The following is a 12,864-nucleotide window of genomic DNA, read 5'->3' on the forward strand; positions in this document are numbered from 1 at the left end:
GCGGACCATCCGTTCGGATGATCCGCCCTCTACTTCTGTGGAGCTAAGGAGAATTGAACTCCTGACCTCCTGCATGCCATGCAGGCGCTCTACCAACTGAGCTATAGCCCCGCGTTCGCTCCGCCCGGCTTCCCCGGCGGCGACGCCAACTTTACACGGTCCACCCGGCCCAACACCAAATCGGTTTCACTTCCCCCGCTCATGTCCGGATTGCCCGAATCGGGATCACGCGGTCACGAACGAATAGAAACGCTTCAGCGTGCAGTGCTCCTCCAGGAGCCGGCCGTAGATCGGCTCCCCCTCGAGTTCGCGGTACGTCTCGATGGGGTCGCCTTTTATGATCAGCGCCCGCGCGCATTCCTCGCACCAGTACTGGTACTCGGGATTGATCGGCTCCATGTCCCGCACGATCGGCGTCCCGCTGCCGCACCAGTCGCACTTCCGCCTGTGTGCACCCATCGCTCAGCTCCAGCTGTGGCCGCAGGCCGTGCACACGAACGAGATCCCGCCGTTGTCGCCGAGCACCTGGGCGACATGGGCCGATCCGCAGGAGGGGCAGCTGAGGCGGGCCGAGGTCCGTCGCGTCGACACCCCTCCGAGGAGGCGGTCGCCCTCCCCGAGGATGCTCGCAGGCATCACAACTCCCTCCCGTCGGGCCGCGCCCCCTTCCGGCCGTTTGATTCTGCCACGACCTGGCCGACACGGTCAGCGACGCCGTGGTACCGGTCGGGACACGGCCGGAACGCCTCGCGGAGGTATACGCCGGAGAGGGCCGTCCGGCTCAACGGCGGACAACGAAAGATCCCGCCTCCCCTGGGGGAGGCGGGATCTTCGCCATGTGGAGCTAAGGAGAATTGAACTCCTGACCTCCTGCATGCCATGCAGGCGCTCTACCAACTGAGCTATAGCCCCTGGTTGCCGCGTGAAGCGGCTTCCCGGTGTTCTCCCCCGCTCCGCGGGGCGAACAAGAAGAACTTTAGCCTGCGACCAGCCAGAAAGTGAAATCCGGGTCCCGGGGCGTCCCGGGGCCGGATCGCCGCGGTCTCAGTCGTCGTCGCCGAGCACCGGTTCCGGCAGGGTGCCGGCGTTGTGCTCCAGCAGGCGCCAGCCCCGGGCGCCCTCGCCGAGGACGGACCAGCAGCAGTTGGTGAGACCGCCCAGGCTCTCCCAGCTGTGCGGCTCAAGACCCAGCAGCCGGCCGATGGTGGTGCGGATGGTGCCGCCGTGGCTGACCACGACGAGCGTGCCCTCCTCGGGGAGCTTCTCGGCGTGCCGCAGCACCACGGGGGCGGCGCGGTCGGCGACCTCGGTCTCCAGTTCGCCACCGCCCCTGCGGACCGGCTCGCCGCGCTTCCACGCGGTGTACTCGTCGCCGTACCTGGAGATGATCTCGTCGTGCGTCAGGCCCTGCCAGACGCCCGCGTAGGTCTCCCGCAGGGCCTCGTCGAGGGTGACCTCCAGGCCGGTGAGCGCGGCGAGCTCGGCGGCGGTGGCCGCGGCCCGCTTCAGGTCGGAGGCGACGATCGCGTCGGGCTTCAGTCCCGCGAGCAGACGTGCGGAGCGGCGGGCCTGCGCGACGCCGGTCCCGGTGAGTTCCACGTCCGTGGAGCCCTGGAAGCGGCGCTCCACGTTCCACGAGGTCTGGCCGTGCCGCCACAGGATGACGCGGCGGCCCCGGCGCGCGGAGCCGCTCACCTCACCGGTGGCGCTCACCAGTCACCGCCGGGCCCCGCGGCCTCCTCGGCCTCCTGGTGCTTCGCGTGCTCGGCGGCCTTGCCGCGGGTGGCCTTGGCGTCCTCGGGCAGCTCCAGCTCGGGGCAGTCCTTCCACAGCCGCTCCAGGGCGTAGAAGACGCGCTCCTCGCTGTGCTGGACGTGGACGACGATGTCGACGTAGTCGAGCAGCACCCAGCGGGCCTCGCGGTCGCCCTCGCGGCGGACCGGCTTGGCGCCGAGCTCCTTGCTGAGCCGCTCCTCGATCTCGTCGACGATCGACTTGACCTGGCGGTCGTTGGGCGCGGAGGCCAGCAGGAAGGCGTCGGTGATGGACAGCACGTCACTGACGTCATAGGCGACGATGTCGTGCGCGAGCTTGTCGGCGGCCGCCTGTGCGGCGGTGGTGACGAGCTCGAGGGAACGGTCGGTTGCGGTCACTGCGAGGCTTTCGGTCGGCGGACTCTTGCCCCAAGGGTCTCACGGACCGCCGGGCACACCCCACGCGATAACGCAGGGTGCGCCCGCCGTGGGCTAGGAGCCGGGGTCGTAGTCCTGGCCGAGGACGACCGAGACGCGGGCGTTCCCGGTGACCTTGCCCTTGGTGACGGAGCCGGCGTCCAGGCCCAGGGTCTTGGCGACCTCGGTGGCGTTCTCCTTGTCGGCGGCGTCCGCGTAGACGACCTCCGAGGTCGCCTCGGGGGCGGCGGCGGTGCCGGCGGCCCGGAAGGTGAAGCCGCCGTTGAGGAGGACCACGCGGGCCTTCTCGGTGTGGTCCTTCACCCCGGTGGCGTTGCGGACGGAGACGCTGACGGCGGCGTTCTCGTCGGGGCTCTTGGCGGTGCCGCCGAGGACGTCCTTGACGACGCTGTCGCTCGCCTCGGCGGTGAGCGTGCCGTCGTCCTGCACGGGCAGCAGCGCGCTCTTGTGGTCGCCGCCCTTGGCGCGGTCGGAGAGCCGGGCGAGGAAGTCGCCGAGGTCCTTGTCGGTGAGCGGCGGCTCGAGGATCTGCCCGAGGGTCTGGACGGTGAGCGTGGCGGCGTCCGGGTCGGAGGTCATCTTGCGCAGGACGCCGTGCATGACCTGCCCGAACCGCTCAAGCTGGGCGTTCTGGGCCTCGCCGGAGCCGCGGTGGGTGGCGTAGGCGACGGCCATCTTGCCGCTGAGGGTCTGGCCCTTGCCCTTCTTGACCAGGGGCGCCTCGCCCTTCTTGGCGTCCGGGTCGGGCACGTCGGTGTCGGTGTCGACCTCGATGTTGCCGACGAGGTCGACCAGGGTGAGCAGGAAGGGGGTGTCCAGCCGCCAGGTGCCCTCGATGTCGGTGCCGAGGACGGTGTCGAGGGCGGTCCTGGTGCCCTCGGAGCCGTCGTCCTCGACGGACTTGGCGAGCGTGGTGGTGGCGCCGTCGTCGGCGGTGAGGGCGAGGGAGTTGGGCAGCAGGACGGTGGTGCCCTGTTCGGTGGTGGTGTTGTCGACCAGCAGGGCGGTGGTGGTGCCGCCGCCGGTGGTGTCGTGCAGGTGCACGACGATGACGTCCCGCTTCTGCGCGCCCGCGGCCGTGGTGGTGCCCGTGCCGGCGCCGGAGTCGGACAGGCCCGGCAGCTTCCCGGCGTACCAGAGGTAGCCGACGCCGCCGGCCGCGACCAGGGCGAGGACCACGGCGAGGGCCACGATCCGGCTGCGGGCGCGGCGCTTGGCCTCCTCCCGGCGCTCGGTGCGGTTCTCGGTGAACTTCATCCAGTCGATGACGTCCTCGGAGTCGCCGTCGGGCTCCTCCACGAACGCGAACTGCTCGGTGCGGTAGTCCGGCGCGGTCCCGGCGGGGTCGTCGTCGGCGGGGCCGGGCTGCTGGGGGATGTGCGCGGTCTGCTCGGTGACGCGGGGCTGCTGCCCGGTGTGCGCGGACTGCCCGTAGGGGTCGTACGGGGCGCCCTGCTGCGGGGCCTGGCCGCCCTGCTGCTGGGCGCCGTAGGGGTCGTAGGAGCCGTAGGCGGGCGTCTGCGGCTGCTGCGGGGGCACGCTCCCGGTGCCGTACGGGTCGTAGCCGGGCTGCTGGTGGCCGCCCGTGGCGTACGGGTCGTAGCCGTAGCCCTGGTGGCCCTGCTGCTGGTAGGCGTCGTACTGCTGGGCCTGCTGGTGGTGCTGGGCCTGCTGGTCCGTGGCCTGGCGGTAGACGGGCCGGCCGTACTCGTCGTAGCCGACGAGCTCGTACGGGGCGCCGCCCCCGTCGGCCCCGTGTCCCGCGTCGTATCGGTCGTTCACCGGTGCCCCTCTCGGCTCACTCGCCGCGGTACAGGTCGCGCTTGTCGATGTAGCGCACGACTCCGTCCGGCACCAGGTACCAGACGGGTTCCCCCTTGGCGACTCTCGCACGGCAGTCCGTCGAGGAGATGGCGAGGGCGGGAACCTCGACGAGCGAGACGCCTCCCTCCGGGAGGCCGGCGTCGGTCAGGTGGTGGCCGGGCCGGGTCACGCCGATGAAGTGTGCCAGGGAGAACAGTTCCTCGCTGTCGCGCCAGGTGAGGATCTGGGCGAGGGCGTCGGCGCCGGTGATGAAGAACAGGTCCGTGTCCGGGTTGAGCGCGCTCAGGTCGCGCAGGGTGTCCACGGTGTACGTGGGGCCGCCGCGGTCGATGTCGATGCGGCTGACCGAGAACTGCGGGTTCTCGGCGGTCGCGATGACCGTCATCAGATAGCGGTCCTCGGCGGCGGAGACCGCGCGGTGGCTCTTCTGCCAGGGCTGGCCGGTGGGGACGAAGACCACCTCGTCCAGGTGGAACTGCGCGGCGACCTCGCTGGCGGCCACCAGGTGCCCGTGGTGGATCGGGTCGAAGGTGCCGCCCATGACACCCAGACGGCGTTTGCCCTGCCGTGACGGGCCGCTGCCGGGACCGGTAGGCATGTCCTGCTCTCCCATGCGTGCAGACCCTACCGGCCCGGCCCGGACACCCCGTCCGCGAGGGCGCTCGGCGGGAGGCTCAGCGGTCGCGGTTGAAGCGCGTGGTGATCCACAGCAGGAGCAGCAGGGCGAACAGGGCGCCGCCTCCGGTGAGGTAGGGGCTGAGACTCTCGTGGTTTCCGCTGTGCTCCCCGCCCTCGGCGGCAAGGGTGGCGAACTGGGCAGCGGTGCTGTGGATGCTCATCTTCGGCAGGACCTATCGCGTGTGGGCGGGATAAAGACGTCGCCTCATCGTATGCGGGGGCCCTCGCGCCGATCACGCCGACTCCGCCGTTGCGGGCGCGCGGACGGGCGGACGGAACCTTCCCCGCCGCTCAGTCGTCCTTCCGGCTGTAGCCGCGCAGTACGAACCACGCGGTGAACGCACAGCCCACCACCATCACGATCAGAAGCACCCGGAGCACGACCCGCACCTCCTCCGCCGTCCGTCACTGCCGGTCCACGGTAACCCGGCCTAGGCTGGGCTTCGCCGCGAGGGAGCAAAGGGCCGCACAAGGGTCCGCAAAGGGTCACTCAGACGCACATGGGGGATACATGTCCGAAGGCCATCAGCACGACGGGCGGGAGAGCGTGCCCGGCAGGCAGCGCAGCCGCTTCCCCGGCATCTCCTCGCGTGCGTACGAACATCCGGCCGACCGCTCGGCGCTGGTGGCGCTGCGCAAGCTGAGCGGCTTCGACACGGTGTTCAAGGCGCTGAGCGGCCTGCTGCCCGAGCGGAGCCTGCGGCTGCTGTTCCTGTCCGACTCGGTGCGGGTCTCGGACCGGCAGTTCGCGCACCTCAACGACATGCTGCGGGACGCCTGCTACATCCTGGACCTGGAGAAGGTCCCGCCGATGTACGTCAACCAGGACCCGGTGCCGAACGCGATGTGCATCGGCCTGGACGAGCCGATCATCGTGGTGACCACGGGCCTGGTGGAACTGCTCGACGAGGAGGAGATGCGGGCCGTCGTCGGGCACGAGGTCGGGCACGCGCTGTCCGGGCACGCGGTGTACCGGACGATACTGCTGTTCCTGACGTCGCTGGCGGTGCGGGTCGCGTGGATCCCGCTCGGCAACTTCGCGATCATGGCGATCGTGACGGCGCTGCGCGAGTGGTTCCGCAAGTCGGAGCTGTCCGCGGACCGCGCGGGGCTGCTGGTCGGCCAGGATCTGCGCGCCTCGATGCGCGGCCTGATGAAGATCGCGGGCGGCAACCACCTCCATGAGATGAACGTGGACGCGTTCCTGGAGCAGGCCGAGGAGTACGAGGCCGGGGGCGATCTGCGCGACTCGGTGCTGAAGATCCTCAACGTGCTGCCGCGCTCCCACCCGTTCACCACGGTGCGGGCGGCCGAGCTGAAGAAGTGGGCGGAGTCCCGCGATTACCAGCGGATCATGGACGGCCACTACCCGCGCCGCGACGAGGACAAGGACGCCTCGGTGCGGGACTCCTGGCGGGAGTCGGCGACGGCCTACGCCGGTGAGGTGAAGAACTCCAAGGACCCGCTGATGAAGCTGGTCAGCGACATCGCGGGCGGCGCCGGGGACCTGGGCGGCCGGGTGCGCCGCGGCTTCGGCGGTTTCACCTCGCCGGGGCCGAAGTCCCCGGGCGCGGGTCCGCGGGAGCCGGGTGCGCCGGACGCCGGGGACGACGCGCCGCCGCGCGACGGCGCGTAGGCCGCGCGCCGCCGCCGGCGCTCAGAGTTTCGGCTGCGCGCCGGGGGCCAGGGAGCCGCACAGGGCCGGGGTGCTGCCCGTGGCGTACGGGTCGGTGCCGGCGGGGGCGGCCTCCTTCGCCGTCTGGCCGGCCAGCAGGGGGCGCAGCCGGACGGCGGAGTCCTCGGCGCAGGAGTGCGGGCCGGCCTGGACGTGGGCGACGACGAGTTCGGTCTGGTGCAGGCGCAGGTCGTCGCGGTCGAAGCGGAAGTGCAGCTCGCGCCGGACCGTGAACAGCGAGGCCTCGGTGTTCCGGTCCGGGCCGGCCGGGCGCAGCGCGTAGACGAACGTGTGGTCCGTGGTGACCTCGAGGGTGGAGGAGTCGGTCTCGGCGGCCTGCATGGTGCCCTGCACCCGGATCTCCCGGTCGGCCAGCTTCACCCGGGCGGGGTCGAAGCGGACCAGCCAGCCGGAGGGCGCGTGCCGGCCGTCGGCGGTGGGCCGGTCGAAGCTCTGGTCGAACTGGTCCTGCTGGCCGGAGTCGAGGAGCACCCGGACGCGGCGGGTCTGGCCGCCGGTGAGCACGCCCGGGTCGAGGGCGGACCGCACGATGTAGTCCTTCGCGGTGAGCAGCGCGGCCACCACCTGGCCGTCGGAGAAGTGCGCGGTGCGCCGGGACACCGGCAGCGGCACACCCTCGGCGCCGGGCCGGAACTGCGCCGCCGGACTGTGCGCGTAGAGCTGTTCGACGTTGGTGGCGCCGGGGACCTTGCCCTGCGGGGCGAGCGGGATCACGGTCGTCCGCAGCGGTTCGGCGGGGCTCTCGGCGGCGGGGTTGCGGTAGGGGTGGCGCACGCCCATGTAGACGGCGGTGCCGAAGGCCACGGCGATCAGCACGACCAGGATCAGGGCCTGCCGGGACAGTCCGCTCCGGCGCAGCGGCGGGCGGCGGCGCACGGCGGGCGCGTGGTCGGTGATGCGCTCCCGGGCGGAGTACTCCTGGAGCCGGGCAGCGCGGACGAAGGACTCGTCGAAGACGACGGACCGGTACTCGTCCTCGCCACCTCCGGGGGCTCCCTCGGGCGTCCCCTCGGGTGGGTCCGAAGGCCCTCCCATACCTTCAAGGGTAGGTCCGCGCGAGCCCCGGTAAACGCCCTGCCGGGGCCGAAGTTCTGTCAGGTCCGCACCAGGCGGGGGGCGTTCTCAGGGGCTGGGCGGGATCACCGGGACGGTCGTCCTGGAGTAGTCGGCGGAGGCGGACGGCGACACCGCGCCGCCCTGCTCGACGCCGCTGGTGGCGGGTGGCGGGGCCGGCTCCTGCCGCTGCGAGGAGGCGCCGCGGTAGACGGCGGAGAAGGCGAGGGCGACCATGCCGACGCCCATCACCAGGGCGAGCATCCAGGCGACGGGGCGGTGCCAGCGCACCTGCCTGCCGTACGGGCCCGGGGAGCCGTAGTCGTCGTCGTCCAGGGCGTCGGCGTCGTCGTCCGGGTCGTCACGGCCGGGGCCGACCCGGTAGCCGCCGTACCCGTCGTCGTACCGCTCACCGCGCGCGTGGGCCCGGCGGGCCTCGGCCTCCGAGGCCTCGGCTCTGGCCTGCGCGGCGGCCAGGAGGCGTTCCACGGCGGTCGGCTCGTGCACCTCCGCCGCCCGCACGAAGGCCTCGTCGAAGACCACGGAGGCGAACTCTTCGTCCGACACCCCGCGGTCGTGGTCGTCGTCGGGCTCCCAGCCGTCAGGGAACGGCGTGCCCCCCACGTCCTCCGGCACACGTCCAGAGTAGACCTGGGGGGTCATTTTGGGCAGACGGTATGGAAATTCATCCTTCTGCCGGGACGCCCGAACCGGCGGATCCGGGGCACGGGGCGTCTCAGCGCCGTACGTGACCGTCGCCGGTGACGATGTACTTCGTGCTGGTCAGCTCGGGAAGGCCCATCGGCCCCCGGGCGTGCAGCTTCTGCGTCGAGATGCCGATCTCCGCGCCGAAGCCGAACTGGCCGCCGTCGGTGAAACGGGTGGAGGCGTTCACCGCGACCGTGGTGGAGTCCACCAACTGGGTGAACCGGCGGGCGGCGGCCTGCGAGGTGGTGACGATGGCCTCGGTGTGCCCCGAGGTCCACAGCCGGATGTGCTCGACGGCCCGGTCCAGGGAGTCGACGACCGCGGCGGCGATGTCGAGGGAGAGGTACTCGGTCTCCCAGTCCTCCGTGGTGGCCTCCACGACGGTGGCGCGGGAGTCCTTGGCGTACGCCATCACGCGCTCGTCGGCGTGCACGGTCACCCCCGCGTCGGCCAGGGCGTCCAGGGCGCGGGGCAGGAACTCGGCGGCGATGTCCTGGTGGACCAGGAGGGTCTCGGCGGCGTTGCAGACGCCGACCCGCTGGGCCTTGGAGTTGACCAGGATCTCGACGGCCATGTCGAGGTCGGCCTGGGCGTCGACGTAGACGTGGCAGTTGCCGGTGCCGGTCTCGATGACCGGCACGACCGACTCCTGGACCACCGTGTTGATCAGCGAGGCGCCGCCGCGCGGGATCAGCACGTCGACCAGGCCGCGGGCGCGCATCAGCTCGCGCACGCTGTCCCGGTTCTCGCCGGGGACCAGCTGGACGGCGTCGGCGGGCAGCCCCGCGCCGTGCACGGCGTCGCGCAGCACCCGCACCAGCGCGGTGTTGGAGCGGTAGGCGGAGGACGAGCCGCGCAGCAGGACCGCGTTGCCGGACTTCAGGCAGAGGGCGGCGGCGTCGACCGTCACGTTCGGGCGGCCCTCGTAGATGATGCCGACCACGCCGAGCGGCACCCGGACCTGGCGCAGGTCGATGCCGTTGGGCAGGGTGGAGCCGCGGACGACCTCGCCGACCGGGTCGGGCAGCGCGGCCACGTCCCGTACGTCGGCGGCGATGGCGCGCACCCGCTCCGGGGTGAGGGTGAGCCGGTCGATCATGCCCTCGCCGGTGCCGGCCTCACGGGCCCTGGCCACGTCCTCGGCGTTGGCCTCCACGATCTCGCCCGCGCGGACCTCCAGCGCGTCCGCGATGGCGAGCAGCGCGTCGTCCTTGGCGGCGCGCGGCAGCGGCGCGAGGGTGGCGGCGGCCCCCTTGGCCCGGTAGGCGGCCTGGCTGACCGGGGACATCGAGTCGTACGGCGAGAGCGTGGTCATGGAGGGAAGGGTAGTGCGGGCGGCGGGCGCCCTCCTCCGTCATCCCGAACCATGAGACACGGGTCAAAAGGGGTGGACGCCGACCGGTGTCGCCAGGACCGGCCCGTAGCCCGCAGCGACGCGCTGGTGGTAGGTGGCCCGGTCGATGACCTCCAGGCCGACGATCTCCCAGGGCGGCAGGCCCGCCGTCCGGCGGTGCTCGCCCCACAGGCGCAGCGCCACGGCGGCCGCGTCGTGCAGGTCGCGGGCCTCCTCCCAGTAGCGGATCTCCGCGTGGTCGTCGGCGTAGCGGCTGGTGAGCAGGAAGGGGTGGTCGTGCGCCAGCTGCTCCAGGGCCCGGCGGACCTCCGCGACCGGGGCGGGCTCCCCGGAGACGCTGAGGGTGACGTGCCACAGGCGGGGCAGGTCCCGGGGCTCGCCGCCCGGGAACCGGTCACCGGCCGCGACGCCGGTCAGGGCGCGCTCCGCGCCGGCCGCTCGGGAACCGGCACCGCGGGACGACGTCGTCCCCGGGCGCACTCGTCGCACGGCGGCCTCCTTACGCGCGGACATGTCCGAGGGGCGGGTGGTTGTGCCCCGGGACAAAGTTGAGCAGGCCGCCGGGGATCGCGGGGCGGTTTTGCGGAACGTCCACCACCGAGGGCGGACGTTTCGGCACATTACGGATGCAGGACCACCAGATCGTCCCTGTGTACGACCTCACGTTCGTACTCCGGACCCAGGTCCCGGGCGAGTTCGTGGGTGGAGCGGCCGATCAGGAGGGGGATCTCCTTGGCGTCGAAGTTGACCAGTCCGCGGGCCACCGCCCGCCCCTCGCCGTCCCGCAGCTCGACGGGGTCGCCCGCGCTGAACTCGCCCTCGACGCCGGCGATCCCGGCCGGCAGCAGCGACTTGCGGCCCTGCACGACCGCGTGCACGGCGCCGTCGTCCAGGGTGAGGGAGCCCTGCGGGGTGGAGGCGTGCTGGAGCCACAGCAGCCGGTCGGCGGAGCGGCGGCCGGTGGGGTGGAAGTAGGTGCCGGTGTCACCGCCGTTGAGGGCTTCGGCGGCGTGGATCGCGCTGGTCAGCACCACCTGGATGCCGGCGGCGGCGGCGATCCCGGCGGCCTCCGTCTTGGTGGCCATGCCGCCGGTGCCGACGCCCGCCTTGCCGGCGCTGCCGATCTCGACGTGGGCGAGGTCGGCGGGGCCCCTGACCTCGGCGATGCGCGAGGTGCCGGGCCGGGACGGGTCGCCGTCGTAGACGCCGTCCACGTCGGAGAGCAGCACCAGCAGGTCGGCGCGGACCAGATGGGCGACGAGGGCGGCGAGCCGGTCGTTGTCGCCGAAGCGGATCTCGTCGGTGGCGACGGTGTCGTTCTCGTTCACGACCGGGAAGGCGCCCATCGCCAGCAGCTTGTCGAGGGTGCGGGAGGCGTTGCGGTGATGGGCCCGGCGGCTCATGTCGTCGCTGGTCAGCAGCACCTGCCCGACCCGTACGCCGTACCGTGCGAAGGAGGCGGTGTAGCGGGCGACCAGCAGGCCCTGGCCGACGCTCGCGGCCGCCTGCTGCCTGGCCAGGTCCCGGGGGCGGCGGCGCAGGCCCAGCGGGGCGAGACCGGCGGCGATGGCGCCGGAGGAGACGAGGACGATCTCCCGCTCTCCGCCGCCGCGGTTCTTGGCCAGCACGTCGACGAGGGCGTCGACGCGGTCGGCGTCCAGGCCGCCCGCCGCGGTGGTCAGCGACGAGGAGCCGACCTTGACGACGATCCTGCGCGCCTCGCCCACGGCCCGTCTTGCCCCTGCCACCTTGCCGCCCGTCCCCTCACGTCGATCGGTCGCCCGTCAGGCAATCTACGCGAAGCGGATGGGACGGCGCGCGACGGTCCAGCCCCCGGACGGGCCGCCGTACGTAACGACATGAACACATCCCGCGCACGATCGAAAGGTTGTGTTGATTGCCTATAGAAATCAAACGTTCCGCAAACGTATTTTGAACCCTGTGTCACACAACGTTCGCCGCACGAAGCGCATACTCCTCAGATCCGGCAAGAGCCCTTACGACGTGGTGCCCGTGGAGGAGGCCCTGCATCGCGACGTCTTCGCCACCAACTCGGGCAATCTGATCTTCAGCGACGCCTCGCACAAGATCCTCGAGACACCGCGCACCGAGGTGGTCTCCAACGGCATCCGGACGGACGTGAACGCGGCGAGCCGGATCAACGAGGAGTATGACGCCTTCGTCGTCCCTCTGGCCAACGCCTTCCGGCCCTCCTTCGAACCGCAGTTGAAGCGGCTGACGCGCCTGATCAGCAGGTTGAGGATCCCGGTGGTCGTGCTGGGCATCGGCGCGCAGACCGGCCTGAGCTACGACCCGGCGCGTCTGAAGCCGATGGAGCAGTCGGTCCGCGCCTTCGTCTCCGCCGTCCTGGACCGCAGCGCCTCGATCGGCGTGCGCGGCGAGTTCACCGAGAAGTACCTCAAGGACATGGGCTTCCGGAACGTCGAGACGATCGGCTGCCCGTCGCTGTTCATGTACGGCAAGGACCTCCCGGTGCGCAAGCGGGCGCCGGAGCTGACCTCCGCGTCCCGCATCGCCATCAACGGCTCGCACAGCGCGGTGCAGAAGCAGGGTCTGGACCGGATAGTCCGGCGGACCCACGAGCGCTACCCGCACCTGCGGTTCATAGGCCAGAACCTCAGCGACGCGCGGCAGTTGCACTGGCAGGACCTGTCCGACCCGAACGGCAAGGTCACGGGGATGCCGACGCATCCCGCCCACCCGATGTACCGGGAGGACAAGGTCCGCGTCTACATCGACCCGGTCACCTGGATCGACGACCTGCGCGACTTCGACTACTCCTTCGGCTCCCGCATCCACGGCAACATCGCGGCCCTGCTGGCCGGCACGCCCGCGACGGTGCTGTGCTCCGACTCGCGCACCCTGGAGCTGTGCCGCTACTTCGAGATCCCGCACCGCCGGATGGACGATCTGCCCGAGGACGTCGACCCGGCGCGCCTTTACGAGGAGGCCGACCTCGGCGCGCTGACCGGCAACCACCACGAACGGTTCGAGCGGTTCACCTCGTTCCTGGACGCCAACGGGCTGGAGAACACCTTCTCGCACGGTGACGGCGGCGCCGCGTTCGAGGAGCGGCTGCGCTCCCTGGACTTCCCGGAGGGCGTCCGGCCCTGGCTGGGCGACGATGTCGCCGGCCTCGCCTCACGCATGGGCTGGCTCTACGGCCGGGTCAGCGAACTGACCACCGAGAACACCAAGCTGAAGCGGGACCTGTCCCGCGCCAAGGCGGGCGCCCGCGGTTCGGTGGCCGCCCCGGCGACCACCTCGGTGTACCGCAAGGCCCGCCGCGTGGTGGGCGGCCCGCTGCGCCGGGCACTGCAGGGAGGCCGCAACTAGGC

The 12,864-nt window shown here is 71.8% G+C and carries 14 protein-coding genes and 2 tRNA genes; 2 read left to right on the plus strand and 14 right to left on the minus strand.

Annotated features, from left to right (window positions below):
* Window positions 1-38 precede the first annotated feature (38 nt).
* The 9 genes from CNQ36_RS11745 to CNQ36_RS34670 form a co-directional block, all read right to left on the minus strand.
* A tRNA-Ala gene (locus CNQ36_RS11745) sits at window positions 39-111 on the minus strand.
* 114 nt (window positions 112-225) lie between these two features.
* Complete coding sequence (locus tag CNQ36_RS11750; protein WP_004931461.1) at window positions 226-459, minus strand: hypothetical protein; 234 nt, start codon at window positions 457-459, stop codon at window positions 226-228.
* Between the two features lie 3 nt (window positions 460-462).
* Window positions 463-636, minus strand: coding sequence for a hypothetical protein (locus tag CNQ36_RS11755; RefSeq protein WP_121545951.1), 174 nt, complete (start codon window positions 634-636; stop codon window positions 463-465).
* 203 nt (window positions 637-839) lie between these two features.
* A tRNA-Ala gene (locus tag CNQ36_RS11760) sits at window positions 840-912 on the minus strand.
* Window positions 913-1,044: 132 nt separating this feature from the next.
* Complete coding sequence (locus CNQ36_RS11765; protein ID WP_121545952.1) at window positions 1,045-1,713, minus strand: histidine phosphatase family protein; 669 nt, start codon at window positions 1,711-1,713, stop codon at window positions 1,045-1,047.
* The gene (gene rsfS, locus CNQ36_RS11770; protein WP_004931451.1) at window positions 1,710-2,153 is read right to left on the minus strand and encodes a ribosome silencing factor; all 444 of its coding nucleotides are present in this window, start codon (window positions 2,151-2,153) and stop codon (window positions 1,710-1,712) included. The genes CNQ36_RS11765 and rsfS overlap by 4 nt, the downstream gene beginning before the upstream one ends.
* Before the next feature lie 93 nt (window positions 2,154-2,246).
* On the minus strand, window positions 2,247-3,974 hold the full coding sequence (locus CNQ36_RS11775) for a LytR C-terminal domain-containing protein (RefSeq protein ID WP_121545953.1): 1,728 nt from the start codon (window positions 3,972-3,974) through the stop codon (window positions 2,247-2,249).
* A 16-nt stretch (window positions 3,975-3,990) separates the two neighbouring features.
* The gene (gene nadD, locus CNQ36_RS11780; protein WP_004931447.1) at window positions 3,991-4,629 is read right to left on the minus strand and encodes a nicotinate-nucleotide adenylyltransferase; all 639 of its coding nucleotides are present in this window, start codon (window positions 4,627-4,629) and stop codon (window positions 3,991-3,993) included.
* A gap of 61 nt (window positions 4,630-4,690) precedes the next feature.
* Window positions 4,691-4,855, minus strand: a complete 165-nt coding sequence (locus CNQ36_RS34670; RefSeq protein ID WP_040907220.1) for a hypothetical protein — start codon at window positions 4,853-4,855, stop codon at window positions 4,691-4,693.
* A gap of 350 nt (window positions 4,856-5,205) precedes the next feature.
* Here CNQ36_RS34670 and CNQ36_RS11790 point away from each other — a divergent pair, with 350 nt between their 5' ends.
* Entirely contained in the window at window positions 5,206-6,330 is a 1,125-nt protein-coding gene (locus CNQ36_RS11790; RefSeq protein WP_121545954.1) for a M48 family metallopeptidase, read from the plus strand.
* Window positions 6,331-6,351: 21 nt separating this feature from the next.
* Here CNQ36_RS11790 and CNQ36_RS11795 read toward each other — a convergent pair whose 3' ends face one another.
* From CNQ36_RS11795 to proB, 5 genes are all read right to left on the minus strand, one after another.
* A complete protein-coding gene (locus tag CNQ36_RS11795; RefSeq protein WP_121545955.1) occupies window positions 6,352-7,425 on the minus strand; it encodes an SCO2583 family membrane protein in 1,074 nt (357 codons plus the stop codon).
* An 87-nt stretch (window positions 7,426-7,512) separates the two neighbouring features.
* Window positions 7,513-8,079, minus strand: coding sequence for an SCO2584 family spore wall biosynthesis protein (locus CNQ36_RS11800; RefSeq protein ID WP_449336569.1), 567 nt, complete (start codon window positions 8,077-8,079; stop codon window positions 7,513-7,515).
* Between the two features lie 100 nt (window positions 8,080-8,179).
* On the minus strand, window positions 8,180-9,466 hold the full coding sequence (locus CNQ36_RS11805; protein ID WP_121545957.1) for a glutamate-5-semialdehyde dehydrogenase: 1,287 nt from the start codon (window positions 9,464-9,466) through the stop codon (window positions 8,180-8,182).
* 63 nt (window positions 9,467-9,529) lie between these two features.
* A complete protein-coding gene (locus CNQ36_RS11810) occupies window positions 9,530-10,018 on the minus strand; it encodes a hypothetical protein (protein ID WP_084828225.1) in 489 nt (162 codons plus the stop codon).
* A gap of 107 nt (window positions 10,019-10,125) precedes the next feature.
* On the minus strand, window positions 10,126-11,253 hold the full coding sequence (gene proB, locus CNQ36_RS11815) for a glutamate 5-kinase (RefSeq protein WP_004931436.1): 1,128 nt from the start codon (window positions 11,251-11,253) through the stop codon (window positions 10,126-10,128).
* Between the two features lie 193 nt (window positions 11,254-11,446).
* Here proB and CNQ36_RS11820 point away from each other — a divergent pair, with 193 nt between their 5' ends.
* Window positions 11,447-12,862 carry a polysaccharide pyruvyl transferase family protein gene (locus CNQ36_RS11820; RefSeq protein WP_040907216.1) on the plus strand — a complete coding sequence of 472 codons (1,416 nt, stop codon included), beginning with the start codon at window positions 11,447-11,449 and terminating at the stop codon, window positions 12,860-12,862.
* The last annotated feature ends 2 nt before the right edge of the window (window positions 12,863-12,864 follow it).

Origin of the sequence: Streptomyces fungicidicus (assembly GCF_003665435.1) — a bacterium.
Taxonomy (GTDB): domain Bacteria; phylum Actinomycetota; class Actinomycetes; order Streptomycetales; family Streptomycetaceae; genus Streptomyces; species Streptomyces fungicidicus.